The sequence below is a fragment of the Nocardia cerradoensis NBRC 101014 genome (assembly GCF_000308535.1).
GTDB classification, from domain to species: domain Bacteria; phylum Actinomycetota; class Actinomycetes; order Mycobacteriales; family Mycobacteriaceae; genus Nocardia; species Nocardia cerradoensis.
On sequence record NZ_BAFW01000252.1, the window covers coordinates 25,754 to 50,503 of the forward strand.

24 protein-coding genes are annotated in these 24,750 nt (G+C 67.8%); 13 read left to right on the plus strand and 11 right to left on the minus strand.

The genetic code is table 11. The features are described from left to right. Positions 1-7: 7 nt before the first annotated feature. Complete coding sequence (locus ON23_RS26795) at positions 8-619, minus strand: hypothetical protein (protein ID WP_051043438.1); 612 nt, start codon at positions 617-619, stop codon at positions 8-10. A 53-nt stretch (positions 620-672) separates the two neighbouring features. Beyond that, a complete protein-coding gene (locus ON23_RS26800) occupies positions 673-2,358 on the minus strand; it encodes a thiamine pyrophosphate-binding protein (protein WP_039781586.1) in 1,686 nt (561 codons plus the stop codon). Positions 2,359-2,518: 160 nt separating this feature from the next. Between ON23_RS26800 and ON23_RS26805 the strand changes: the two genes are divergently transcribed. The 6 genes from ON23_RS26805 (at position 2,519) to ON23_RS26830 (ending at position 7,185) form a co-directional block, all read left to right on the plus strand. Then, a complete protein-coding gene (locus ON23_RS26805) occupies positions 2,519-3,034 on the plus strand; it encodes an EXLDI protein (protein WP_039781587.1) in 516 nt (171 codons plus the stop codon). Between the two features lie 132 nt (positions 3,035-3,166). Continuing rightward, the gene (locus tag ON23_RS26810; RefSeq protein ID WP_039781589.1) at positions 3,167-4,105 is read left to right on the plus strand and encodes a daunorubicin resistance protein DrrA family ABC transporter ATP-binding protein; all 939 of its coding nucleotides are present in this window, start codon (positions 3,167-3,169) and stop codon (positions 4,103-4,105) included. Then, positions 4,102-4,866, plus strand: coding sequence for an ABC transporter permease (locus tag ON23_RS26815; protein ID WP_039781591.1), 765 nt, complete (start codon positions 4,102-4,104; stop codon positions 4,864-4,866). The genes ON23_RS26810 and ON23_RS26815 overlap by 4 nt, the downstream gene beginning before the upstream one ends. Before the next feature lie 143 nt (positions 4,867-5,009). Beyond that, entirely contained in the window at positions 5,010-6,359 is a 1,350-nt protein-coding gene (gene gdhA, locus ON23_RS26820; protein ID WP_039781593.1) for an NADP-specific glutamate dehydrogenase, read from the plus strand. Between the two features lie 76 nt (positions 6,360-6,435). Beyond that, the gene (locus ON23_RS26825) at positions 6,436-6,768 is read left to right on the plus strand and encodes a YnfA family protein (RefSeq protein ID WP_039781594.1); all 333 of its coding nucleotides are present in this window, start codon (positions 6,436-6,438) and stop codon (positions 6,766-6,768) included. A 27-nt stretch (positions 6,769-6,795) separates the two neighbouring features. Beyond that, positions 6,796-7,185: a cupin domain-containing protein gene (locus ON23_RS26830; RefSeq protein ID WP_039781596.1), complete on the plus strand. Its 390-nt coding sequence runs from the start codon at positions 6,796-6,798 to the stop codon at positions 7,183-7,185. Positions 7,186-7,198: 13 nt separating this feature from the next. On the opposite strand, the gene ON23_RS26835 is transcribed toward ON23_RS26830, so the two are convergent. Both ON23_RS26835 and ON23_RS26840 read right to left on the minus strand, forming a co-directional pair. After that, on the minus strand, positions 7,199-7,831 hold the full coding sequence (locus ON23_RS26835; RefSeq protein ID WP_276326921.1) for an HAD family hydrolase: 633 nt from the start codon (positions 7,829-7,831) through the stop codon (positions 7,199-7,201). Beyond that, positions 7,828-8,232 (minus strand): SdpI family protein, encoded by a 405-nt coding sequence (locus ON23_RS26840; RefSeq protein ID WP_039781597.1) that lies wholly within the window; start codon positions 8,230-8,232, stop codon positions 7,828-7,830. Before ON23_RS26840 ends, ON23_RS26835 begins: the two co-directional genes overlap by 4 nt. 237 nt (positions 8,233-8,469) lie before the next feature. Here ON23_RS26840 and leuS point away from each other — a divergent pair, with 237 nt between their 5' ends. Then, on the plus strand, positions 8,470-11,307 hold the full coding sequence (gene leuS, locus ON23_RS26845) for a leucine--tRNA ligase (RefSeq protein ID WP_039781632.1): 2,838 nt from the start codon (positions 8,470-8,472) through the stop codon (positions 11,305-11,307). A 36-nt stretch (positions 11,308-11,343) separates the two neighbouring features. On the opposite strand, the gene ON23_RS26850 is transcribed toward leuS, so the two are convergent. Continuing rightward, on the minus strand, positions 11,344-12,159 hold the full coding sequence (locus ON23_RS26850; protein WP_039781598.1) for a polysaccharide deacetylase family protein: 816 nt from the start codon (positions 12,157-12,159) through the stop codon (positions 11,344-11,346). Between the two features lie 179 nt (positions 12,160-12,338). Further along, positions 12,339-13,049 (minus strand): SDR family oxidoreductase, encoded by a 711-nt coding sequence (locus ON23_RS26855; RefSeq protein WP_051043440.1) that lies wholly within the window; start codon positions 13,047-13,049, stop codon positions 12,339-12,341. 393 nt (positions 13,050-13,442) lie between these two features. Here ON23_RS26855 and ggh point away from each other — a divergent pair, with 393 nt between their 5' ends. After that, entirely contained in the window at positions 13,443-14,777 is a 1,335-nt protein-coding gene (ggh, locus tag ON23_RS26860) for a glucosylglycerate hydrolase (protein ID WP_036507112.1), read from the plus strand. A 51-nt stretch (positions 14,778-14,828) separates the two neighbouring features. Further along, entirely contained in the window at positions 14,829-15,587 is a 759-nt protein-coding gene (locus ON23_RS26865) for a glycoside hydrolase family 25 protein (RefSeq protein WP_036507005.1), read from the plus strand. Here the strand turns inward: ON23_RS26865 and ON23_RS26870 are convergent. From ON23_RS26870 to ON23_RS26880, 3 genes are all read right to left on the minus strand, one after another. Next, positions 15,584-16,315, minus strand: coding sequence for an amino acid ABC transporter ATP-binding protein (locus tag ON23_RS26870; RefSeq protein ID WP_039781634.1), 732 nt, complete (start codon positions 16,313-16,315; stop codon positions 15,584-15,586). The genes ON23_RS26865 and ON23_RS26870 overlap by 4 nt on opposite strands. A 92-nt stretch (positions 16,316-16,407) precedes the next feature. Then, positions 16,408-18,204 carry an ABC transporter substrate-binding protein/permease gene (locus ON23_RS26875; protein ID WP_039781600.1) on the minus strand — a complete coding sequence of 599 codons (1,797 nt, stop codon included), beginning with the start codon at positions 18,202-18,204 and terminating at the stop codon, positions 16,408-16,410. A gap of 124 nt (positions 18,205-18,328) precedes the next feature. After that, a complete protein-coding gene (locus tag ON23_RS26880) occupies positions 18,329-19,123 on the minus strand; it encodes an LLM class F420-dependent oxidoreductase (protein WP_039781601.1) in 795 nt (264 codons plus the stop codon). Positions 19,124-19,291: 168 nt separating this feature from the next. On the opposite strand from ON23_RS26880, the gene ON23_RS26885 reads away from it, so the two are divergent. Further along, the gene (locus ON23_RS26885) at positions 19,292-20,371 is read left to right on the plus strand and encodes an ABC transporter ATP-binding protein (RefSeq protein ID WP_039781603.1); all 1,080 of its coding nucleotides are present in this window, start codon (positions 19,292-19,294) and stop codon (positions 20,369-20,371) included. A 90-nt stretch (positions 20,372-20,461) separates the two neighbouring features. On the opposite strand, the gene ON23_RS26890 is transcribed toward ON23_RS26885, so the two are convergent. Next, entirely contained in the window at positions 20,462-20,953 is a 492-nt protein-coding gene (locus tag ON23_RS26890) for a winged helix-turn-helix transcriptional regulator (RefSeq protein ID WP_039781636.1), read from the minus strand. Positions 20,954-21,062: 109 nt separating this feature from the next. On the opposite strand from ON23_RS26890, the gene ON23_RS26895 reads away from it, so the two are divergent. Beyond that, positions 21,063-22,232 (plus strand): thiolase family protein, encoded by a 1,170-nt coding sequence (locus ON23_RS26895; protein WP_039781604.1) that lies wholly within the window; start codon positions 21,063-21,065, stop codon positions 22,230-22,232. Positions 22,233-22,235: 3 nt separating this feature from the next. Here ON23_RS26895 and ON23_RS26900 read toward each other — a convergent pair whose 3' ends face one another. Next, positions 22,236-22,580, minus strand: coding sequence for a hypothetical protein (locus ON23_RS26900; RefSeq protein WP_039781606.1), 345 nt, complete (start codon positions 22,578-22,580; stop codon positions 22,236-22,238). Positions 22,581-22,778: 198 nt separating this feature from the next. Between ON23_RS26900 and ON23_RS26905 the strand changes: the two genes are divergently transcribed. After that, positions 22,779-23,753: an o-succinylbenzoate synthase gene (locus tag ON23_RS26905; RefSeq protein ID WP_174376527.1), complete on the plus strand. Its 975-nt coding sequence runs from the start codon at positions 22,779-22,781 to the stop codon at positions 23,751-23,753. Between the two features lie 120 nt (positions 23,754-23,873). Further along, complete coding sequence (locus ON23_RS26910; RefSeq protein WP_039781607.1) at positions 23,874-24,671, plus strand: VOC family protein; 798 nt, start codon at positions 23,874-23,876, stop codon at positions 24,669-24,671. The last annotated feature ends 79 nt before the right edge of the window (positions 24,672-24,750 follow it).

Sequence of the window (24,750 nt, forward strand, 5' to 3'; positions counted from 1 at the left end):
CGCATCCTCACTTCATCCACTCGGGGGTGATCGGAAGTCCGTGCGCGGCACGGTATTCGGCGATCGCTTTCAGGTTGTCCAGCTCCAGCCGGTGTCCGGCGGAGAACATCTCCCAGAAATCGCCGACCCAGACCTTGCGGCCCTCCGGGGCCTTGTCGGGATAGGGATTCGCGTCGTAGAACGGGTGGCGGCAATTGGTCCACAGCACCACCGAACCGGGCTTGTTCAACACCACCTGGGCGTCGACGACGCGCATCAGATAGATCATCCACAGGTGTTCACCCTGGTCCCACGCACAGTGGTAGTCCACGGTCATCGCATCCGGGTTGGCCTCGGTGCGAGTGAAGATCCGGGTGTCCTTGCCCAGCCGGTCGTAGGATTCCCACAGCCCCGGGGTGGCGGTTTCGGTGAAGCCGCGCAGGCTGTAGGTCCATTCCTCCAAACTCTGGGTGTGCGAGAGGTATTCGTACAATTCGCGCGGCGGTGCGGCGATGTAGTCCTGCACCGGGCAGAACTGCCCGAAGACCTGGTCGTGGGGATAGACCGAGCGCAGCATATCCATGATGATCGGAGTGGTCGTCTCGCGATCGGAATTCTCGATACGCAACAATCCGGGCATGACCCGATGCGGGTGGTCGGGAATATCGCTGAGTGCGGGTGCGGTGCTGGTGGTCACGGATTCCTCCTCGATGCGGACAGGAAGGGGATGAACGGCGGTATCTCGTCCGGATCGCAGTCGATCGAAACGAACGAGGGCCCAGGCGTTTCCAGGCAGTACGACAGCACTGTCGTGAGCTCGGCCGGCGTCGCCGGCGAGAAGGCGGGCAGATCCGGGAACATCGCCGCCATTCCGGCTCCCAGATGCGCCTTGTGGAATCTGTTGAAGCTGTAGCGATCTCCGTAGAACAATTGCTCACGGGTCACGCACATGCCGTGTGCGGAATTGTCGAGGACGACGAAGGTCACCGGCAGCCCGTACTGGATGGCGGTGTGAATTTCCATGCCGTGCATGTAGAAGGCACCGTCCCCGGCCACGACCACGGTGCGGCGCTCGGTACCGTCGTCACGGTGCCGGCGGGCGAAACAGGAGCCGATAGCAGCGCCGAAGGCGTAGCCCATGCCGCCCATGCCGAGGGCGACGACGAAGCGGCCGTCGCGCGGCGGGCGCAGGTGATGGACCACCGAGGCGCCGGTATTGCCGGCGTCGGCGAAGACATCGGTATCGGAATGCACGGTGGCGTTGAGTGTTTCGACGATGTCGCGGTACCGCAGCCCCGGCCCGTCCGCCGGTGGCACCGGTAGTGGATCCGGTGCCCGGCGCGGCCGCCGCGGTTCCACCCGGTGCACCCGGCCCGCGCCGGTCGTCAGCGCCGAGGTCAGCTCGCGGAGGGTGGCGGCCAGATCGGTACTGGTCGCGTGAACCGCGGGGAGGTAGGGCGGCTCGCCGCCGACCGACGCCGTCGACGCGCCGAGTACCGATTCCAGACCGGCGCGGGCGGTGACCGGCATCCGGGTGCCGACCAGCAGGCACAGCGCGCAGCCGCGCAGGGCATCGGCCAGTTCCGTATGGCCCATACTTCCGGCGACCCCGAGGAAGCCGTGTTCGGTGCAGTCGTACACATCCTTGGCGTCCGGCGCGACCCCGACCCCGGCGTCGAGAACCGCTGCCAGATCACGCAGTTCGTCACGAGCATCGTCGCGAGCGACCTGCGCGCCGGCGATGATCACGACCTTGCCGACCACCCGGGCCGCGCGCAGCCCCTCCAGGAGCCGTTCGATACCGGCGTCGTCTCGCCCGTGCACGGGACGCGGCGCGACGAACGGACCGGCGTCGAGTTCGGCCTGCTGCACATCCTTCGGCAGCAGCAGGACCGCCGGACCGCCCGCCCGTGCGGCCGCGACGGCGCGGGACAGATGCGCCGGTAACGAAGCGGGCGTCTCCACCCGTGCGCAATACAGGGAGATCGTGTCGAAAAGCTCGGCGGCGTCGAAGGTTCCGGCTCGTCCACTGGAATCCTGGAACGCGCCTCTCCCTTCCAGATCGGTCGGCGCCTGCCCCACCAGCGCGAGCACCGGAATCCGCGAGGCGTGCGACTCCGCCAGTCCGGCAATCAGATTCATCGCACCGCCCCCGGAGGTAGCGCAGACCACGCCGAAACCCGCGGTGGCGCGGGCATATCCGTCGGCCATGGTGGCGGCGGCGAATTCGTGTTTGGCCACCACCGCGGTGATCCGGTCCGCGGCGTCGTAGGCCGCGTCGTAGAGATCTTCGATATTGGCGCCGTCCACACCGAAGATGTGTCGCACGCCCATGTCCGATACGGCCTGCACCAGATAGTCGACCACTCGTGTCGGCATCGCCGCTCCTTCCCGTGGGGCGGTCCGAAGCCGGCCGCGCTGCCGGACCGAACGCACTCAGCGGGGATACGAAGCACGCCCCCGGCCGGTTCACCGCAGCCGCATGCCATCGGGAAAAGGCGCTCTTGTGTCTACGTATACATCTACGTATAGTTGGGCCATGCCGAACAAGACCGTGTACGTCTCCGATGAGGATCTCCCCCTGTTCCAGCGCGCCCAGGAGCTGGTCGGCGGCAATCTGTCGGGTGCGATCGTGACGGCACTGCGCCGGTACATCGAACTGGAGGAGGGGCGGCTGCAGGGATTCGACGAGATCGTCCTGCGGGTCGGCCACAACGGCGCCCGGCAGGTGCGGTTCTCCGGGGCACTGCTCACCGAGTCGAGCGATATGAGCGACGCTCGTTTCGAGCGGATCCGCGTATTCCGATCGCGCAAGGGCAAATACGTGCTGCACCGGCAGCGTTCCGAATGGACCGAGTACCCCACCGACACGAACTGGCTGAAGGATCTGACCAATTGGCGGCGGATGCTCGGCGTCACGGATCCGGACTGGGGGGAATTCACCATGGACATCTACGACTCTCCGGCCGACCTGAAAGGAAGGGTTCCCGACAAGCTGTACGACCGCATCAGCGATCTGACCGCGCATCCGCAGATCGAGGATCTCGACATCTGATCTGCCGCTAGGGCCGACTCCGCCTCGGCCGCAAGACAATTCGATATCGACCCACCTTGTCCGCCGGAAAACCCGCGGACACGGCTCGGTCGACGCATGCATTCATCGCTATCTTATTATGAAAGGACGACCATGAGTTCACCGGCCATCTCGGTCACCGGCCTGCGCAAATCGTTCGCCGACCACGTGGTGCTCGACGGTATCGACCTCACCGTGCCCGAGGGCAGGATCTTCGCGCTCCTCGGTCCCAACGGCGCGGGCAAGACCACCACCGTCCACATCCTCGCCACCCTGACCCGGCCCGACGACGGCAGTCTGCGCGTCGGCGGCCACGATCCGGTCGCCGAACCCGATGCCGTCCGCACCGCCATCGGCGTCACCGGCCAGTTCTCGGCGGTCGACGAACTGCTCACCGGCCGCGAGAACCTGCTGCTGATGGCGGATCTGCACCATCTGCCGCGCAGCGAGGGCCGGCGCATCGCCGAGGACCTGCTGGCCCGCTTCGACCTGCGCGACGCCGCCGACAAGGTCGCCGGAAGCTACTCCGGCGGTATGACGCGCCGGCTCGACCTGGCGATGACGCTGGTCGGCGAACCGCGCATCATCTTCCTCGACGAACCCACGGTGGGCCTGGATCCACGCAGCCGGCGCGGCATGTGGGACATCATCCGCGAGCTGGTCGCCGACGGCGTCACCATCTTCCTCACCACCCAGTACCTGGAGGAGGCCGACCAACTCGCGCACCGGATCGCGGTGCTCGACCACGGCCGGATCGTCGCCGAGGGCACGCCCGAACAGCTGAAACGCCTTGTGCCGGGCGGACATATCCGCCTGACCTTCGGCGACGACGAACAACTGCGCAGCGCCGCCGGACTACTCGGCGGAACGACCACGGACTCGACGCTGGCGGTGCCCAGCGACGGCGGCGTCGCATCCCTGCGCGACGTCCTGGACCGGCTCGGCCGCGCGCACATCGAGCCCGAGAGCCTCTCGGTGCACACCCCCGATCTCGACGACGTCTTCCTCACCCTCACCGGCCACACCGCACCCGAGAAGGAAACCGCACGATGACCACGTACACCCTCGCCGACTCCCGCACCATGTTGCGCCGGAATCTGTTGCACGCCAAGCGATATCCCGGCATGACGATCAGCATGTTCATCATGCCGCTGGTGATGCTGCTGATGTTCAACTACATCTTCGGCGGCGCGCTGGAGAAGGCCACCGGTGGCAGCTACATCGATTATCTGGTTCCCGGCATGATGCTCATCATCCCGGCCTATCTGGTGGTCGGCGTCGCGGTGGCCGTCGCCTCGGATATGACCAAGGGCATCGTGAACCGGTTCCGGACCATGCCCATGGCACATTCCTCGATCCTCACCGGCCAGGTGGCCGGGACCGTGACCCAAGGCGTGCTCGGCGTCGGGCTGATGGTCGCGGTCGCGGTGCTGATCGGCTTCCGGCCCGATGCCACGATCGTGGAGTGGCTGGCCGCCTTCGGTCTCATCATCCTGGTGATCTTCGGATTGGCCTGGCTCGGAGTAGGTTTCGGGCTGGCCGCGAAAACGCCGGAGGGCGCGAGCAACACCCCCACTCCGCTGATCTTCCTACCCTTCCTCGGCAGCGGCCTGGCCCCCACCGACACCATGCCCGCCGGTGTCCGGCAATTCGCCGAGTACCAGCCCTTCACACCGCTGACCGAAACGCTGCGCGGACTCCTCATGGGCACGGCCATCGGCGGTAACGGCATCGCGGCGGTGGCCTGGTGCGTCGGTTTCGCGGTGGTCGGCTACCTGTGGTCACGCTCGCTGTTCCGCCGCAAGACCAACTGAGCTATCACCCAGTGATTAACGGACATACCGGTCGAAACCGCATCGTCCGCGCGTGAGAACGTAGGACCGAGGCCGAGCGGCCCGGGCCGGACACCATCCGGCTCGGGCCGTCGGCGCAGTCGACGACCGGAAGGAGTGCGTCCATGGCCGCCCTGGACGAGAAGCTGCAGGACATCTATACCGAGGTACTGCAGCGCAACCCCGGCGAATCGGAGTTCCACCAGGCCGTTCGGGAAGTACTGGACAGCCTGGGACCGGTCGTCGCCAAACACCCCCAGTACGTCGACGCGGCCGTGATCCGGCGGTTGTGCGAACCGGAGCGGCAGATCATCTTCCGCGTACCCTGGGTCGACGACAGCGGGACGGTGCAGATCAATCGCGGTTTCCGGGTGGAGTTCAATTCGGCGCTCGGGCCCTACAAAGGCGGCCTGCGATTCCATCCGTCGGTCTATCTGGGCATCGTGAAATTCCTCGGCTTCGAGCAGATCTTCAAGAACTCGCTCACCGGAATGCCGATCGGCGGCGGCAAGGGCGGCTCGGATTTCGACCCCAAGGGGCGGTCGGACGCGGAGGTGATGCGCTTCTGCCAATCCTTCATGACCGAGCTGTATCGGCACATCGGCGAATACACCGACGTGCCGGCCGGTGACATCGGCGTCGGCGGGCGTGAGATCGGCTACCTGTTCGGCCAGTACAAACGCATCACCAACCGCTACGAATCCGGGGTGCTCACCGGTAAGGGGCTGAGCTGGGGCGGCTCGCAGGTGCGCCCCGAGGCGACCGGATACGGCACCGTCTTCTTCACCGAGCAGATTCTCGACCGGCGCGGCGACAGCTTCGAGGGCAAACGCGTGGTGATCTCCGGCTCGGGCAATGTCGCGATCTACGCCGTGGAGAAGGTGCACCAGCTGGGCGGCACCGTCGTCGCCTGTTCCGACTCCTCGGGCTACATCGTCGACGACAAGGGGATCGACCTCGAACTGCTCAAGGAGATCAAGCACGACCGCCGCGGCCGCATCCACGAATATCCCGATATCGCCCGCGGCTCGGCGTATTTCGTGGATTCCGGCTCGATCTGGGCGGTGCCGTGCGATATCGCGCTGCCGTGTGCGACGCAGAACGAACTCAACGGCAGCGACGCCCGCCTGCTGATCGAGAACGGCTGCGCCATCGTCGCCGAGGGCGCCAACATGCCCTGCACCCCCGAGGCCTTCCGGCTGCTGATCGACGCGGGCGTGACCTTCGCACCGGGCAAGGCCGCCAATGCCGGTGGCGTGGCCACCAGCGCACTCGAGATGCAGCAGAACGCTTCCCGCGATTCGTGGACCTTCGAACACACCGAGCAACGCCTCGAGACGATCATGCGCGGCATCCACGACCGCTGCCTCGAGACCGCCGAGGAGTACGGCACCCCGGGCGATTACGTGGCCGGTGCGAACATCGCCGGTTTCACCCAGGTCGCCGACGCGATGCTGGCGTTGGGCATCGTCTAGGCCGCGGCGCCGGGGCATTAGCGCCGCGGCGCCCGGGGCATTAGCGCCGCGGCGCCGGGGGCATAGGCTCGGCCTCGTGACCGTGGTGCGCTCGATCCTGCTCTTCGTCCTGGCCGCCCTCGCCGAGATCGGCGGGGCGTGGTTGGTGTGGCAGGGGGTGCGGGAACACCGTGGGTGGGCGTGGATGGGCGCGGGGGTGATCGCGCTGGGGCTGTACGGATTCGTCGCGACGCTGCAACCGGACGCTCATTTCGGGCGCATCCTGGCCGCGTACGGCGGCGTCTTCGTCGCGGGATCGCTGCTGTGGGGCGTCGCGTTCGACGGATTTCGTCCCGACCGATGGGATGTGGCGGGTGCGGCGGTGTGCCTGCTCGGCGTCGCGGTCATCATGTACGCGCCGCGCGGCTGATCCGCACCGGTCCGGCATCATCGGGATATGCCCGTTTCCGGACGTTTCCAGCCCAATCCACCGCCGGCCGTGGGCACCCGCAGCCGGGTGCTGCTGCGGTTCCGGTGCGCGGGGCGGGATTTCCTGCTCCGGCAGACGATCATCGAACCGGGCGGTGACAGTGGCTGGCACTATCACGACGGCACCCTGTTCGTCCTGGTCACCGGCAGCACCCTGCACCACCCCGGAACCGACTGCGTACCGGTCACCTATCGCCCGGGCCGGATATTCCGCGAGCCGGCCGGCGCCGCCCACGCCCACACGGCCCGCAACCGTACGCGAAAACCCTTGCGGCTCACCGTGTTCTACGTCCTTCCGGCCGGCAGTCCGCTGTCCCGTTCGATCGGCGCACCGGAGTGCGACACGGACCGGCGGTAGGCGCCGGCCGGAGTCAGCTCACGAGGTCGGGCAGCAGGCCGGGGAATTCGGTGAGGTCCCGCAGGACGACATCGGCACCGGCGGCCCGCAGCTCGGCCGCGTCGCACGGACCGGTGGTCACCCCGACCGCATAGGCCGAGGCGGTGCGGGCACCGCGCATATCGCCGACATGGTCGCCCACGTACACGCTCGCCTCGTGGTCGCGCAGCGCCTGGGCCTTCTGCTCGGCCCACAGGTCGCCGATCACCGCGTCGGCCGGGATGTCGAGGTGGGTCAGGTGCAGTTTCGCGTTCGGTTCGTATTTGCCGGTGACCACGATCACCCGGCCACCCAGCGCCCGGACCGCCGCAGCCGCCGCGCGGGCGCCGGGCAGTTCCACGGTGCCGGTGATCGCGTATTCCGGATACATCTCCCGATACAGATCGGCGACGGCCGGGACGCGCTCGGCGGGGAACCAGTTGGCCAGCTCGTGTTCCAGCGGCGGCCCGAGGCGAGTAACGACCAGATCGCTGTCGATCGGCGTGCCGGTGCGGCGCGACAATTCCCGATAGCAGGCGCGGATGCCGGGCCGGGAGTCGATCAACGTCATATCGAGGTCGAAGCCGACCGTGAGCGGCGCCGTCGTACCGGACGGCGGGCGGATCACTTGGCGGGCTGGCAGGCGTCGCGCAGTGAGCACGCGCCGCAGGAGCTGCCGCAGCCACCGACCTCGGCCGGAGCGAGGCCCGCGATGGCCTCGTTCGCCGCGTTCACGCCGGCGCCCAGGGTGAACAGCGCCACGACCAACGCCACCGCGGCGGCGGCCAAACCCACCCATACGGTCGCGACCAGCGCGATCGCACCGGCGGCGGCGAGCAGCAGACCCGCACCGACCGAAGTCGGCCCGGCGACGCGGTTGGCCACGCGATACGCCTCTTCGGTGCGCAGGGCCTCGTCGGTGTGGACACCGAAGAACCGATTGGGTGGCAGGGTGCCGGTCAGCCCGAGCACGCCCGTGACCACGGCCACGGCCGCCGGCAGAAACAGGAGGAGCGCGACCACGAACACCCGGAATACGGTACTCCGGTATCAAAACGTGGCGCCCGCGGGGCTCGCCGCCGCCACGAACGCCCGGCTCACCCCTTTTTGGGTGCTGACGTGCGCAGGCTCTACCCTGAGTGACGACGTTGTCCACAGACGTTCACCAGGGGAACTCGGCGACAAGAAGGCAGGACCGTGCAGGACACTCGTGCAACCGATACAGCCGGCGCATCGACCGGCCGGGGTGACGGGCCCGAAAGCAGCCTGCCCACGCTTCCCGGAACCGATGTGCCCGCGCACCGCTACAACGCCGAACTGGCCGGCGCCCTGGAGAGCAAGTGGCAGCGGGTGTGGGCGGAGCGCGGCACCTTCCACGCGCCGAATCCGGTCGGCCCGCTGGCCGGCGAGACCCCGGCCGACAAGCTGTTCATCCAGGACATGTTCCCGTATCCGTCGGGTGCGGGCCTGCACGTCGGCCATCCGCTGGGCTATATCGCCACCGATGTGTTCGCGCGCTATCACCGCATGCACGGTCGCAACGTGCTGCACGCGCTGGGCTACGACGCCTTCGGCCTGCCCGCCGAGCAGTACGCGGTGCAGACCGGCGCGCATCCGCGGGTGACCACCGAATCCAATATCGCCACCATGCAGCGCCAGCTGGACCGGCTGGGCCTGGGTCACGACCGGCGCCGCTCGTTCGCCACCACCGACCCCGAGTTCTACAAGTGGACGCAGTGGATCTTCCTGCGCATCTACAACGCCTGGTACGACACCTCGGCGAACAAGGCCCGCCCGATCGCGGAACTGGTGGCCGCCTTCGCCGCCGGCGAGCGCCCCACCCCGGACGGTCGCGCGTGGGCCGAATTGTCCCCCGCCGAACAGGGCGAGATTCTGGACTCGTATCGCCTGGTCTACCAATCGGATTCGATCGTCAACTGGTGCCCGGGTCTGGGTACGGTGCTGGCCAACGAAGAAGTCACCGCCGACGGTCGCAGTGAGCGCGGCAACTTCCCGGTGTTCCGGAAACGCCTGCGGCAGTGGATGATGCGCATCACCGCCTACTCCGACCGCCTGGTCGACGATCTGGACCTGCTGGACTGGCCGGACAACGTGAAGGCCATGCAGCGCAACTGGATCGGGCGTTCGCGCGGCGCCGAGGTCTCGTTCGGCGCGAACGGCGAGAACATCGAGGTCTTCACCACCCGGCCCGACACGCTGTTCGGGGCGAGCTACGTGGTACTGGCTCCCGAACACGAGCTGGTGGACCGGCTGGCCGCGGCACAGTGGCCCGCCGACGTCGACGCGCGGTGGTCCTTCGACGCCGCCACGCCGGCCGAAGCCGTTGCCGCCTACCGCAAGTCGATCGCCGCCAAGTCCGATCTGGAGCGGCAGGAGAACAAGGAGAAGACCGGCGTCTTCCTGGGCGCCTACGCCACCAACCCGGTCAACGGGGCGCAGCTGCCGATCTTCATCGCCGACTACGTGCTGTCGGGCTACGGCACCGGCGCGATCATGGCGGTGCCCGGACACGACCAGCGCGACTGGGAGTTCGCGCGAGCGTTCGGCCTGCCGATCGTGGAAGTGATTGCCGGAGGCGACATCTCGGAGTCCGCGTACTCGGGCGACGGCCTGCTGGTGAACTCCGACTACCTGAACGGGCTGGACGTCGAGACCGCCAAGGCCACCGTCGTCGAGCGCCTGGAGCGCGACGGCCACGGCAAGGGCACCATCCAGTACAAACTGCGCGACTGGCTGTTCGCCCGCCAGCGCTACTGGGGTGAGCCGTTCCCGATCGTCTACGACGAGCAGGGCGCGGCGCATCCGCTGCCGGAATCCATGCTGCCCGTGGAACTTCCGGAGGTGCGCGACTTCGCGCCGGTCACCTTCGATCCCGACGACGCCGATTCCGAACCGTCGCCGCCGCTGGCCAAGGCCACCGATTGGGTGAACGTCGAACTGGATCTGGGCGACGGGCCGAAGCTCTACCGCCGCGACACCAATGTGATGCCGCAGTGGGCGGGTAGCTCCTGGTACCAGCTGCGCTACACCGACCCGACCAATTCGGAGGCGTTCTGCGCGCCGGAGAACGAGCGCTACTGGCTGGGCCCGCGCCCGGCCGAACACGGCGCGAACGATCCCGGCGGCGTGGATCTGTACGTCGGCGGCGTGGAACACGCGGTGCTGCATCTGCTGTACGCGCGATTCTGGCAGAAGGTGCTGTTCGACCTGGACGAGGTGTCGGGCCCGGAGCCGTACCGGCGGCTGTTCAACCAGGGCTACATCCAGGCCTTCGCCTACACCGACGAGCGCGGAACCTACATTCCGGCCGCCGAGGTGGTCGAGCGGGACGGCAAGTTCTTCTGGACGAACACCTCCGGCGTGGAGATCGAGGTCTTCCAGGAGTACGGCAAGATCGGCAAATCGCTGAAGAACGCCATCTCCCCCGACGAGATGTGCGATCTGTACGGCGCGGACACCTTCCGGTTGTACGAGATGTCGATGGGCCCGCTGGACACCTCGCGTCCCTGGGCGACCAAGGATGTCGTCGGCGCGCACCGCTTCCTGCAGCGGGTGTGGCGCCTGGTGGTCGACGAGGAGTCCGGGGCCGCACGCGTCACCGACGCCGAGCCGGCCGATGCCACACTTCGCCTGCTGCACAAGACGATCGACGGTGTCGATGCCGACTACGCCGCCCTGCGCGACAACACCGCCGGCGCCAAGCTGATCGAGCTGACCAATCACCTCACCAAGCAGTACCCGCAGGGCGCACCGCGCACCGTGGTGGAACCGCTGGTGCTGATGCTGGCCCCGATGGCCCCGCATATCGCCGAAGAACTGTGGGAACGCCTGGGCCACAGCACGGCGCTGGCGCACGGTCCCTTCCCGATCGCGGATCCCGCGCTGCTGGTGGAGGATTCGGTCGAATATCCGATCCAGGTCAACGGCAAGGTCCGCAGCCGGGTCAGCGTACCGGCGGATGCCGATGCGAAGACGGTGGAGACGGCGGCGCTCGCCGACGAGAAGCTGCTGGAATTCCTGGCCGGCAAGACCCCGCGCAAGGTCATCGTCGTGCCCGGGAAGCTGGTGAACGTCGTCGCGTAATCCGTTTCCACGCTGCCCTTTTCAGGGGCTGGGAATTCAGCGCGGTGGCGACAGCACGTCGTCGAGGGTGACCATCGAGAGGCGGCGCTCGCGGATGATGTCGACCAACCGGCCGTAGCAATGCGTGACGGCCGGATGGTTGGCATGGCCGATGACGATCGCCTGCGGATTGAAATACTTCGCGGCCATCTGCATCAGGAAGTCCTCGGTGACGATCGAGGAATCCGACAGCGAGCCGAACCACAGCGTCGGAACCGTATATCCGAGATCGGCCGCGACCCGGTCCACCGCGGCGTTGTGGTACCCGTAGGGCGGGCGATAGTAGGGCGTGCCGTCCACGCCGAAGGTGTTGTGCAGGAACGTTTTCGTGCGCCGGAGCTGGTCGGCGACGGCGCTGCCGGAGATCTTGGTGAGCGCCGGATGGTCCCAGGTGTGGTTGCCCAGCTGGATCTGCCCCGAATCCACCAGGGGACGCAGCGCGTCCCGGTGCACGGTCCACGAGTCGTAGACGGCGGTCACGAAGAAGGTGAAGCGGGCACCGGTATCGCGCGCGAACCGGATATACGCCCCGACCACCTCGGGGCTCGCTCCGTCGTCCACGGTGAGCGCGAGATTCGCGCCGACGCCCGGCAGTGCGGTCATCGTGCCCGCGGGCACCACGGCCTTCGGCCCGGTGGGCGGAGGCGGTAGCAGCGGGGGCGGAGGCGCCGGAGGCGAAATGACCGGTGCAACGGCGGGTTTCGCCCTGTCCCCGGTCGCGCTGTGGGCCGTTGTGCAGCCGGTCAAGGCGGCCGCCGTGCCCGCGGCGAGCAGCGTGAGCAGCTGCCGCCGGTTCGGCCGCGCGTCACCCATCACGGTGTCGCCCCTGGTAGGAGGTCATTTCTGCCCTAAGCTACCGCACCCTCGGCGCCATCGCCACTCGCGCGCCCGTCGTTCCGGCGCGTCGGCCCCTGCGCCGGCGGGGCCGATCCACCCTGCGCCGGCGGGGCCGATCCACCCTGCGTCGGCGGCGCCGATCCGGCAGCGCCGATTCAGCGGGCGATCGGACGCAGCACGATCTCGGTCGGGTGTGCGTCGCGGGGCGTCTCGACGGCATTGCGGACGGCACGGGCGACGGTCGCCGCGGTGAGGAATTCGCCGGGGTGGTAATCCCGCTCCTCGGAGGCGACGATCGCGCGCTGCATGTCGGTGTCGATGCGCCCCGGATGGACGGAGGTGACGCGCAGGTTCGGTTCCTCCAGCCGCAGCGCGTCACCGAAGGCGCGCAGCCCGAACTTGCTCGCGGCGTACACACCCCAGCCCGGGTTGGCGCGCAGGCCGGCGCCCGAATTGATCAGCACCACATGCCCGTTCGCGGCGCGCAGCGCGGGCAGTAGCAGCCGGGTCAGCTCGGCGACGGCGATCAGATTGGCTTCCAAGGTGTTTCGCCACTGCTCGACCGAGGATTCGGCGATCGATCCGAGTTCGGCGACACCCGCGTTGTGCACCAGTACGTCCAGACGCTCGATCGACGCCGTGGCGGCGGGCAGCGCGGCGTAATCGGTCAGATCGACCGGCCACGGTTCGGCATCGGGAAGTTCCGTCCGGATCGCCGCCAGCGATTCCGCAGAGCGCGCGCCCAGCAGCAGCCGGTGCGTTCCCGCCAGCTCCCGCGCGATCGCGGCCCCCAGGCCCCGGCCGGCGCCGGTGATCAAGGCGGTCGGCACATCCTGTGCGGCAGAGGATTCCGAAGTTGCGGCCATGTGCTCACCGTAGACCCCCACCCGCCCCGGGCATCGCGGCGCTACGCACCGGCACTGTCGCGGCGCTACGCACGGCACTGTCAAGGCGCTACGCACCGGCACTGTCGCGGCGCTACGCACCGGGGAGGCACGTCCCGGACAATCACACCGCCGCGAGCGGACATCTGTCGTCCACCGGTGGCGAGCCCCGGCCGATGGGTGTAATCCAGATTCGAGCGACCGGCCACAGCGGCGGTCGGGGGACGAACACCGCGCGGGACGACGAACGAGGCGATGAGGGTGGACACTGCCGAACAGGTGACCGGGCCGGACCATGCCCCAGCAGCGGCCGGTGTGCGGCACGCGACGCCCGGGCGGCGCGCATATCTGAAGGTGACGTCGCAGAATAGGGAAATGAACGGTCCCGGCTTCACCCCCACCCAACTGGCTGCCCGGGCCTCCTATCTGCTCCGCGGCAACGATCTGGGGACCATGACCAGCGCGGCCCCGAAGCTCTATCCCCACATGTGGAGCTGGGACGCCGCCTTCGTCGCGGTCGGCCTGGCGCCGCTGAGTGTGGAGCGGGCCGTGGTCGAACTCGACACCCTGCTGTCGGCGCAGTGGCGCAACGGGATGATCCCGCACATCGTGTTCGCCAACGGGGTGGACGGCTATTTCCCGGGACCGAGCCGGTGGGAGTGCCGCCGGCTGGCCACGAACGCTCCCGCCGGTCCCGATACGTCGGGCATCACCCAGCCGCCGGTGCACGCGATCGCGGTTCAGCGCATCCTCGACCACTCCCGGCGCCACGGCCGCACCACCCGGGCGGTGGCCGCGGAATTCCTGGATCGGCGCTGGGTCGATCTGATGCGCTGGCATCGCTGGCTGGCTCATGCCCGTGACCCCAAACAGCACGGCCGGATCACGCTGTATCACGGCTGGGAATCCGGAATGGACAATTCGCCGCGATGGGATCGCGCCTACGCCAACGTGGTGGTCGGCGATCTGCCGCCGTACCGGCGAGCCGATATCGACGTGGTCGACCCGGCGCAGCGTCCCTCCGATCGCGAATACGACCGCTACCTGTGGCTTGTGGAACAAATGCGCCGTTGTGGATACGACGATTTTCAGCTCGCCTCGACGATGAGTTTCGCTGTGGAGGATGTCTTCGTCACCGCCGTCTTCGCGCTGGCCTGTGAGGTGCTGGCCGGAATCGGGGAGGACTACCGCATGCCGCACGCCGACGTGCGCGAGCTCTACGAGTGGGCCGACTATTTCCGCGCCGGCGTGATCGCCACCGCCGACCCGCGCTCCGGCGCCGCACGCGACTTCGACCTGCGCGCCGACGAGTGGATCGGCACCGAGACGCTGGCCATGTTCGCACCGCTGCTGTGCGGTGGACTGCCACGCGCCACCGAACGCAGCCTGCTGCGGCTGTTCGAGGGACCGCGCTTCTGCGGGCACCCCGATCTGCGCTACGCGCTGCCGCCCTCGACCTCGCCGGTGTCGAAGGATTTCCGCCCGCGCGAATACTGGCGCGGACCGGTGTGGCCGGTGATGAGCTGGCTGTTCTCCTGGGTCTTCGCCCGCCGCGGCTGGGCCGAACGGTCCTTCATGCTGCGTGCGGAAGGTTTGCGGCAGGCGGGCGACGGCAGCTTCGCGGAGTACTACGACCCCTTCACCGGAGACCCACTGGGGAGCATGCAGCAGTCGTGGACGGCGGCCGCGGTCCTCGACTGGCTCGGATGAGTCACACGTAAACACTGGTCACAACCGCCTCGGCTGCTTACTCTCGTAGCCATGTATCGACGCACCGTGGCTCGTCCGAAAGTCCGTCGCTTCACCGCAGCCCTGCCGCTGCTCGCCGTTGCCGGCATATTCTCGGCAACCGGTATCGCCTCCGCCGGACCCACCGGGCCGGATGTGTCGTCCTGGCAGCACATCGACGGCCGTCTGATCGATTGGTTCGCGGTCCGCGCCTCCGGGCACAACTTCGCCATGGTGAAGGCCACCGAGGGGCTGAACTACGTCAATCCCTATTTCGTCCCCGACAGCCTGCTCATGCGCGCGGCCGGGGTGGCGCGCGGCACCTATCACTACGCCCATCCGGATCTGCCGCCGGAACCGCAGGCCGCCCTCTACGCCGCGGTCGTCCTCGGCCAGAACGGCCCGCTGGACCTGCCGCCGGTGCTCGATATGGAGAATTCCGGCGGATTGCCCCCGGCGGCGCTGATCGACTGGACCCATCGCTACCTGACCACGGTGCAGGCGTTGACCGGCCGCGTGCCGATCATCTACACCTACCCGCGGTTCTGGCAGACGGCGATGGCCGATTCCGACCAGTTCCACCAATATCCGCTGTGGATCGCCGACTACCGCGGTAACGCCCAGCCCGAGGTGCCCGGCGGCTGGCCGGCGTGGACGTTCTGGCAGACCACCGATTCCGGCAGTGTGCCCGGTATCGCGGGCAACACCGACCTCAACGTCTACAGCGGGGCGCAGGGCAATTTCGCGCAGTTCGCCAATATGCCGTTCAGCGGCAGCAGTTCGGGCAGTTAGAGGATCTGGGACAGAAACTGTTGCAGGCGTGGGGTTTCCGGATCGTCGAAGAGGCGGTCCGGAGACCCCGACTCCACCACCTTGCCCTGGTCCATGAACACCACACTGTCGGAAACCGAACGGGCGAAACCCATTTCGTGGGTCACCACGATCATCGTCATACCGCCGGAAGCCAGATCCGCCATCAGCGCGAGCACACCCTTGACCAACTCCGGGTCCAGAGCCGAGGTCGCCTCGTCGAACAGCATCAATTCCGGCTTCATCGCCAGCGCGCGGGCGATGGCGACGCGCTGCTGCTGACCACCGGACAGATTCGCCGGGCGGGTATCGGCGCGCGCCGCCAACCCGACCGCCTCGAGTTGCTCCAACGCCAGCGCCCGCGCCGCCTCCTTGCTCAGGCCGCGCAATTTCCGCGGTCCCAGGGCCACGTTCTCCGCCACCGTCTTGTGCGGGAACAAATTGAAATGCTGAAAGACCATCCCGATGCGCTGCCGCAGCCGATCCGGATTCTCGCCCAGCACCGACACCCCGTCGATCAGCACATCACCGGAATCGGGTTCGTGCAGGCGGTTCAGCACCCGCAGCAGGGTGGATTTTCCCGAACCGGACGGGCCGATGACCGTGGTGGTGTGACCGGCCTCGACGTGAATGTCGACGCCGCGCAGCACCTGGTTGTTGCCGAGGGTCAGATGCAGATCCACCCCGGTCAGCGAGGAACTGGTGCCCACGCCGGCGCTCTTCCGGTCGCTCACGCCCTTCGGATTCCGGTCGCTCACGCCCTTCGGATTCTGGTCGCTCACGCCCTTCGGATTCTGGTCGCTCACGCTCCGCGTCCTTCCGTGATGACTGCCTGGTCGATTTCGTCGGCGGCGGCTTCGGCGCGGCCGGTGCGCAATCGGCGGTCGATGTAGTTCACCAGGTGGGTGAGCGGGATGGTGAGAAGCAGATAGACCAGGCCCGCCGCGACCAGCGGCGACAGATTTCCGGTCTGGGAATTCAGGTCGCGGCCGACGGCGAACAGTTCCCGCTGGGAGGCGAGCAGGCCGAGGAAGTAGATCAGCGAGGAATCCTTGATCAGCGCGATGAACTGGTTCATCAGCGCCGGCAGCACCCGCCGCACGCCCTGCGGAATCACCACCAGCGTCATGGACTGCCGATAGCCGAATCCGATCGCGCGCGCGGCCTCCAACTGTCCCGGTTCCACCGATTGGATACCCGAGCGGAAGATCTCACCGATATAGGCCGAGGCCAGCAGCGCCAGCGCGACCGCGCCCAGCCAGTACGGATTGTTCCCGGTGATCCCCTTGACTACCGGGCCGATACCCAGGCCGATCAACAGGATGATCACCACGGCCGGCAAACCGCGGAAGATGTCGGTGTAGACCCGCGCGGGCCACCGCAACCAGCGGGTGCGCGAAATACCGGCCACCGCCAGCAGAATGCCGATCAGCGTGCCCAGCACCCCCGAAACCAGCGCCAGAATCAGCGTATTCGGCAGACCCGTCTTGAACAGATCGGGAAAAGCCTTGCGGTACAACGACCAATCGAAGAACGTTTCCTTCAATTGCGTCAGCGTCGATTTCGGTGCGTTCTGCTGATCGCTGTGCTGATGTTCGGCCGCGATCTTCTCGAAGTCCGGAAGTTGCGGCATCGGCGCGGATTTGGAGCCCGGTTTCCAGCCCGGCGGCAGCGGGCGCGGCACCCAGTCGGAGTAGAGCTTGGCATAGGTCCCGTCCGCGATCACCGCGTCGAGGCCGGAATTGAGGGCGTCGATCAGCGGCTGATTGTTCTTGCGCACCGCCCAGGCGGTGAAATTGTCCAGGCTGAAGGTGTTCTGCACGATCGAGGTGGGATCACCCGGTTTGATCGCACCGGTGGCCTGCTGGGAGGGCGCGACCCAGGCGTCGATCTGCCCGGTCTTCAGATTCGCGTAGGCGGTGTTGTAGTCGGGGAATTTCACCGCGTCCAGATGCAGCGTGCCGGTGACGTATTCGTCCTGCACGGTGCCCTGCACCACGCCGATCCGCACGCCCGGCTTCAGGTCCGAGAAACCGTGGATGGCACTGCCGTTGGGCACGACGAGCGAGAAGTAACCGAAGTCGTAGCCGTTGGTGAAACCGACCTGCTGCCGCCGCGCATCGGTGGTGGTGATGCTCGACGACCCCACATCGAACCGGCCGGTGGCGACCAGGGAGAGCAGCGAGGCGAATTCGGTGCCGGAGAACTGCACCCGCAATCCGAGTTTCGCGCCGATCGCCTTCAGCAGTTCGTTGTCGAATCCGGTGAAGGTTCCCGACGGATTCACGCAGATACTCGGCGGCGCGTCCGACAGTGTGCCCACGCTGAGCACACCGGGCTGGGACAAGCCGAGCTTGGTGATATCGATCGAATTGAGCGGCGCGGTGGTCGCGGTGGTGTAGCGATCGGTGCCGGCCGTCGCACCGCTCGCCAGTTTCGTCGGCGCCGGTGAGGCGGCCGAGGGCCCGGGCGGTGCGCACAGGTTCGAGGCCTGCGACGAACTGCCGCCGTCGGAACTGCAGGCGACGGCGAACAGCAGCATCATCGCCGCCATCAGCGCGATGAGCGCACGCGGGCGCGAGACGGGCAAACGGGCCATAGCCGAGAACCCTAGCGGGGCCGGCGGCGCGCCGAGGACGGCGACGCGGGTCCACGGGCCGCCGCCCCTGCCACATCGCCCGCCGGAAATCGAATCCCGGTGATTCGATCCGGCGGTGATTCGATCAGGCGATACCGGCCACCGACTCCGGATTGAAGTTGTCCCGCCATGCGACGGCCTGCTCGACCACGCTCAGGTCGTAGTCGGGTCCGCCGGCGCCCACGGTGAACAACGTCGCCCCGGCGGCCACCAGCCGCTCGGCCTGTTCGGCGCCGGGCCAGGACACCGACCGCTCGATCCGGTTCGCGTCGGTGCCGACCTCGGCGCAGTGTTCGGCCAGGATCTTCGATTTGCGTTCCAGCGCTTCGATATCGGCGAAGCTGTGCCAGATGTCCGCGTATTCGGCCACCAGTCGCAACGTCTTTCGCTCACCGCCGCCGCCGATCAGAATCGGAATATGGCGCGTCGGTTGCGGATTCAGTTTCGGCAGCCGGGCGTCGATACGCGCGAGGTATTCCTTCAGCAACGCCAGACGTGTTCCGGGCGTGCCGAATTCGTAGCCGTATTGGTCGTAGTCCTTCTGGAACCAGCCGGCGCCGATGCCGAGGATCAGCCGGCCGCCGGAAATGTGGTCGACGGTGCGGGCCATATCGGCGAGTAGATCGGGATTGCGATATCCGCCGCCGGTCACCAATGCGCCGAGTTCGACGCGTTCGGTCTGCTCGGCGATCGCACCGAGCATGGTCCAGCATTCGAAATGCGCGCCGTCGGGATCGCCGGTGAGCGGATAGAAGTGATCCCCGTTGAACACGATGTCGACGCCCGCATCCTCGGCCCGGCGCACCGCATCCCGGATCAACCCGTAATCGGGAGCATGTTGCGGCTGTAGCTGAACTCCGATGCGAACCGGTCGAGTCATCCGATGCTCCTTCGTCTCGTGAGCTGCTCTCGCGGCCGGTCAGCGGCCCTTGACGAGGCTACTCGCCCGCCGCGCCCCGTGCGGGGCGCTGGGTTACTGTGGGGCGCGCACCGACCCCTCTACTCGGATCGTCCGGCACGTTCCTGCCGGTGAAGGGATTGATTCACCATGGCCACGGTCACCTTCGACCACGCCACCCGGCTCTACCCGGGTGGCACCAAACCCGCCGTCGACAAGTTGGATCTCGAGATCGCCGACGGCGAATTCCTGGTACTGGTCGGACCGTCCGGATGCGGCAAATCCACCTCGCTGCGCATGCTGGCCGGACTCGAGGAGGTCGACGACGGCCGCATCCTGATCGGCGACCGGGACGTCACCGACGCCGAACCCAAACAGCGCGATATCGCGATGGTGTTCCAGAACTACGCGCTCTACCCCCACATGACGGTCGCGGAGAACATGGGCTTCGCGCTGAAGATGGCCAAGGTCGGCAAGGCCGAGCGCAACCAGCGCGTGCTGGAGGCGGCGAAGCTGCTCGACCTGCAGGACTTCCTGGACCGCAAACCCAAGGCGCTGTCCGGCGGTCAGCGGCAGCGGGTCGCGATGGGCCGCGCGATCGTGCGCCAGCCGCAGGTGTTCCTGATGGACGAGCCGCTGTCGAATCTGGACGCCAAACTGCGCGTGCAGACCCGCACGCAGATCGCCCAGTTGCAGCGCCGGCTCGGCACCACCACCGTCTACGTGACCCACGACCAGGTCGAGGCGATGACCATGGGCGACCGGGTGGCGGTGCTCAAGGACGGGCTGCTGCAGCAGTGCGCCTCACCGCGGGATCTGTATCGGGATCCGGCGAATCTGTTCGTCGCGGGCTTCATGGGTTCACCGGCGATGAACCTGTTCACACTGCCGGTGTCGGACGGTTCGGTCATCCTCGGCGGACATTCGATCGCGCTGCCGCGCGCGGTGGCCGATGCCGCGGGCGAGTCCGTGGTGGTCGGTATCCGGCCGGAGCACTTCGATCTGGCCGGCGGGTCCGACGGTATCGCCATGGAGATCGACGTGGTCGAGGAGCTGGGCTCCGACGCCTACATCTACGGCCGCACCCTGGGCGAGGCCGGCGGAGATCAGACCATCGTCGCGCGCGCCGACTGGCGCAATCCGCCGCAGAAGGGCGACAAGCTGACGCTCACCACCGATGCGGAGCACACCTACTTCTTCGACCCGGCCGACGGTCGGCGCCTGACCTAGGTATCGAAACAGACTGCCCCCGAACGCTTTTCGGCATTCGGGGGCAGTTCGCGATGCGATGGGCACTCGCCGGTCGGCGAGTGCCGCCGTTCAGCCGCGGGGCCGGCGCCAATCCTCGTTCACACGGATCCGGATGTCCTCCAGTCCGATTTCGTCGCCTCCGGCACCGCGCAACTCCACCCGCACCGGTTCGCCGGTGGTGTCCTCGACCCGCTCGAGCGGCGGCACCCCGCCCTGCAGATATTTGTCCCCCCACTGCCACAGCGCGAAGATCGCCGGCAGCAGATCCCGGCCCATCTCGGTGAGCACGTACTCGTTGCGGGTGCGCTTACCCTCTTCGCGATACGGCTGCTTGCGCAGCAGCCCGGCGTCGGTGAGTTTGCGCAGCGCGGCGGCCGCGGCGGCGTCGGTGATACCCACCCGCGCCGCGAAACCATCGAAGCGGGTGGTCCCGTAGATGGATTCGCGCAGAATCAGCATCGCCGAGCGCGCGCCGACGATGTCGAGGGCCTTCACGATGGAACAGCCGTCCGGCTTCCAAGAATTCAGGTCACGCAGGGGTCCTTCCAGTTTCACGGGCATGACGACGATCATACCAACTCTGACTTGTCATAACTAATGTCAGCTCCTACCCTGACTTTAGGGCGACTAAGTCAGATTGTCGCAACGGCGCGCTACCGGAGGAATCGCCATGAGAGACGCAGTGATCGTCGAGGCCGTACGCACCCCGATCGGGAAGGGCAAAGCCACCGGAGCGCTGCACGACCAGCATCCGGTCGACCTGTTCGCCCACAGCCTGCGCGAGGTCGTGCGGCGCAGCGGGATCGATCCGGTGCTGATCGACGACGTCATCGGCGGCGTGGTCACCCAGATCGGCGAGCAGTCGGTCAACATCACCCGCCGGGCCGCGCTCGCGGCCGGCTATCCGGAATCCGTTCCGGCCACCACGGTCGACCGGCAGTGCGGCAGCAGCCAGCAGGCCATCCACTTCGCCGCTCAGGGCGTGCTGGCGGGAGCCTACGACATCGTCGTCGCCGGCGGTCTGGAGTCGATGAGCCGGGTGCCGATGGGGTCGAGCGTGGCCGGCGCGACCGATATCAACGGCGTGGCCTTCGCCGAACGGTATCCGGACGAGCTGGTACCGCAGGGGATCAGCGCGGAACTGATCGCGGCGCGCTGGGGGATCTCACGCACCGCCATGGACGAGTTCTCCCTCGCCAGTCACGAGAAGGCCGCCGCCGCGACGAAGAACGGATCCTTCGAGGCACAACTCGCGCCGCTGGCCGGGTTGAGCACCGACGAGGGCATCCGGGTGGGCAGCACCCTGGAGACCCTGGCCGGGCTGCGGCCGGCCTACTACAGTGAGGCCTATGCCGCCCGGTTCCCCGAGATCGGCTGGAACGTGACCGCCGCCAATGCGAGCCAGATCAACGACGGCAGCGCCGCGGTACTGATCATGACCAGCGAGAAGGCCGCGCAACTGGGCCTGCGGCCGCTGGCCCGGCTGCACAGCTTCGCGGTCGCGGGCGACGATCCGCTGCTGATGCTCACCGCGGTGATCCCGGCGACTCGAAAGGTGTTGCAGCGCTCCGGACTGTCGCCGGCCGATATCGATCTGTTCGAGGTCAACGAGGCCTTCGCCTCGGTGGTCCTGGCCTGGGCCGCCGACACCGGTGCCGATCTGTCCCGGGTGAACGTCAACGGCGGCGCGATCGCGCTGGGGCATCCGCTCGGCGCCTCCGGTGCGCGACTGGCGACCACGCTGGTCCACGCGCTGCACGAACGCGGCGCCCGCTTCGGACTGCAAACCATGTGCGAGGCAGGCGGTTTGGCGAACGCGACCATCTACGAGCGGCTGTGATCGTCAGACCGACACCGCGACCAGCGCCACCGCGAAACCGAGGAGCCACGCCTCGGCGAGCAGCGGCAGGGTGAGCAACGCGTAACGCCAGGCCGGGCGGCGTTCCCGCAATGCCCGCAGGGTCCACCGCCCGGCCAGCAGCAGCGCACCCACCAGGGCCAGGAAAACCGCGGCGTAGGCCAGCGGCAGATGACTGGGCCCCGGACGAGTGCGCTGCTGCGCCATATCGCGGTACGGCAGGCCGTAACGCCAGATCAACCACGCCACACCACAACCGGCCAGATAGACCACGGCGCTGAGCACGGCATCGCCGCGCCGCAGCGGCGGGCGTTCCGGCCAGAACTCCATGGCTACACATGGAAACTCCCCCGGGCCGCGCTCGCAAGCACCACCGGACCGTCGCCATTTCGCTGCCCCGGGCAGGTGCCGGTGTGCGGTAGTTGCGGCAGCAGTGCTCGACGCGACGTCGAGAGCAGCCGAGCGGGCGTCGACCTCTGGAAGCCGCGGTGCGCGGACTCCCACGCCGCGATCGTTAGGCTGGCTCGGGTGAGCGATCTGGATCCGGCGTCGGCGCTGGTGTACGCGATTCCGCTGCGGACTCGCTTCCGCGGCATCACCGTCCGCGAAGGCATGTTGCTCGAAGGACCGCGCGGCTGGGGTGAGTTCTGCCCGTTCGTCGAATACGACGACCACGAGGCCGCGAACTGGCTCGCGACCACGGTCGAGCAGATCGAGGACGGGTGGCCGGAACCGGTCCGGGATCGCATTCCGGTCAATTGCACCGTTCCCGCGGTCGGGCCCGAGCGCGCGTATGCCATCGTCGCCGAATCCGGTTGCCGCACCGCGAAAGTCAAGATCGCCGATCATCCCGAATCGCTCGCCGAGGATATCGAGCGGGTGGCGGCCGTGCGCGATGCGCTCGGTCGCGACGGCGCCGTGCGGGTCGATGCCAACGCGGTCTGGGACGTCGATACGGCGGTTGCGAACCTGCGCCGGATCGACCGTGCCGCACAGGGTTTGGAATACGCCGAGCAGCCGTGCCGGACGATCGAGGAGCTGGCGGCGGTCCGGCGGCGGGTGGACATTCCGATCGCCGCGGACGAGTCCATCCGGCGCGCCGAGGATCCGCTGCGAGTCGCGGTGGCGGGAGCGGCCGATATCGCCGTCTTGAAATGCACGCCGCTCGGCGGGGTGCGGCGGGCGCTGCGAGTGGCGCAGGCGGCGGGGCTGCCGTGCGTGATCTCCTCGGCACTGGAGACGAGCGTGGGGCTGTCGGCGCAGCTCGCACTGGCCGGTGCGCTGCCGGAACTCGATCACGCCTGCGGGCTGGGCACCGTCGACCTGTTCGCCGGCGACGTGGTCGCGGATTCGCTGCGCCCGGTCGACGGATATCTGAGCGTTCCGCGCACCCCGCCGGTTCCGGATCCCGCTCTGCTGGAACGCTTCCGCCATCCCGATCCGGAGCGCGCGGCGTGGTGGCGGAGCCGACTGGAGCGGGTGCTGCGGCTTCTGGACCGGTAGCGGTATCTCGGGGTCTCGACAGGGCCGGGACGAGGGTTTTCCCGCCCGCCCGACTGTGATTAGCTGATCGTGTGCCATCGGCAGTTCTCACGTGCTCGAACACACGATAGGAGTTCCGCAATGCCCACTCGTGATTCTGCGTGGCCGCAGGGTACGCCCTGCTGGGTCGACTGCTCGGTCGACGATCCGCGGGCCGCCCGCGACTTCTACTCCGGTTTGCTGGGCTGGGAGATCATGGACAGCCCACCCGAGGCCGGGGGATATCTTATGGCGATGCTGGGCGGTAAACCGGCCGCCGGAATCGGCCCCAAGATGGGCGAGACGCCGATGCCCTCGGTGTGGACCACCTACCTCGCCGCCGACGACGTCGACGCGATCGCCGAGGCCATCGGCGCGGCCGGGGGAACGGTCTTCGTGCCACCCTTCGACGTCATGGACGTGGGCCGCATGTGCGTGGCCTCCGATCCCACCGGCGGGATCTTCGGCGTCTGGCAGGCCAAGGCCCACACCGGCGCCGGCATCTACAACGAACCCGGTTCCTACTGCTGGAACGAACTGCACACCGGCGACTACGCCACCGCCCAGGAGTTCTACCGCCGCGTCTTCGGCTGGACCTTCGACGAAATCGGCGACGGCGAGAAATTCGTCTATTCGACCTTCTCCCCGCCCGGGGCCGACGTCGCCGGCGGTGTCATGGACGCGAGCAACGCACCCGGCGACAACCCGCCCTACTGGCTCACCTGGTTCCAGGTTGCCGGGACCGACGAGAAACTCTCGCGCGCAACCGAACTCGGCGCCACGGTACTGATGGGTCCGGACGACACCCCGTTCGGCCGCTCGGCCGTCGTCCAGGCTCCCCAGGGCGAGATCTTCGGCCTCATCGACCCGACGGTGCGGGCGGAAACGCCGGGACAGTAGGGCTCGGTATGCCCTGGGTCGTCCGCAACGGCCCGGGGCACCGACATGCGCCCCCCGGGGCCGGATGCGTCGGCCACGC

Excerpts from the sequence above, each read along its gene's own strand:
- ON23_RS26795 (WP_051043438.1), bottom strand. The coding sequence starts at position 619 with ATGCCCGGATTGTTGCGTATCGAGAATTCCGATCGCGAGACGACCACT.
- ON23_RS26800 (WP_039781586.1), bottom strand. The coding sequence starts at position 2,358 with ATGCCGACACGAGTGGTCGACTATCTGGTGCAGGCCGTATCGGACATG.
- ON23_RS26805 (WP_039781587.1), top strand. The coding sequence starts at position 2,519 with ATGCCGAACAAGACCGTGTACGTCTCCGATGAGGATCTCCCCCTGTTC.
- ON23_RS26810 (WP_039781589.1), top strand. The coding sequence starts at position 3,167 with ATGAGTTCACCGGCCATCTCGGTCACCGGCCTGCGCAAATCGTTCGCC.
- ON23_RS26815 (WP_039781591.1), top strand. The coding sequence starts at position 4,102 with ATGACCACGTACACCCTCGCCGACTCCCGCACCATGTTGCGCCGGAAT.
- gdhA (WP_039781593.1), top strand. The coding sequence starts at position 5,010 with ATGGCCGCCCTGGACGAGAAGCTGCAGGACATCTATACCGAGGTACTG.
- ON23_RS26830 (WP_039781596.1), top strand. The coding sequence starts at position 6,796 with ATGCCCGTTTCCGGACGTTTCCAGCCCAATCCACCGCCGGCCGTGGGC.
- ON23_RS26850 (WP_039781598.1), bottom strand. The coding sequence starts at position 12,159 with ATGGGTGACGCGCGGCCGAACCGGCGGCAGCTGCTCACGCTGCTCGCC.
- ON23_RS26855 (WP_051043440.1), bottom strand. The coding sequence starts at position 13,049 with ATGGCCGCAACTTCGGAATCCTCTGCCGCACAGGATGTGCCGACCGCC.
- ggh (WP_036507112.1), top strand. The coding sequence starts at position 13,443 with ATGAACGGTCCCGGCTTCACCCCCACCCAACTGGCTGCCCGGGCCTCC.
- ON23_RS26865 (WP_036507005.1), top strand. The coding sequence starts at position 14,829 with ATGTATCGACGCACCGTGGCTCGTCCGAAAGTCCGTCGCTTCACCGCA.
- ON23_RS26875 (WP_039781600.1), bottom strand. The coding sequence starts at position 18,204 with ATGGCCCGTTTGCCCGTCTCGCGCCCGCGTGCGCTCATCGCGCTGATG.
- ON23_RS26880 (WP_039781601.1), bottom strand. The coding sequence starts at position 19,123 with ATGACTCGACCGGTTCGCATCGGAGTTCAGCTACAGCCGCAACATGCT.
- ON23_RS26885 (WP_039781603.1), top strand. The coding sequence starts at position 19,292 with ATGGCCACGGTCACCTTCGACCACGCCACCCGGCTCTACCCGGGTGGC.
- ON23_RS26890 (WP_039781636.1), bottom strand. The coding sequence starts at position 20,953 with ATGCCCGTGAAACTGGAAGGACCCCTGCGTGACCTGAATTCTTGGAAG.
- ON23_RS26895 (WP_039781604.1), top strand. The coding sequence starts at position 21,063 with ATGAGAGACGCAGTGATCGTCGAGGCCGTACGCACCCCGATCGGGAAG.
- ON23_RS26900 (WP_039781606.1), bottom strand. The coding sequence starts at position 22,580 with ATGGAGTTCTGGCCGGAACGCCCGCCGCTGCGGCGCGGCGATGCCGTG.
- ON23_RS26910 (WP_039781607.1), top strand. The coding sequence starts at position 23,874 with ATGCCCACTCGTGATTCTGCGTGGCCGCAGGGTACGCCCTGCTGGGTC.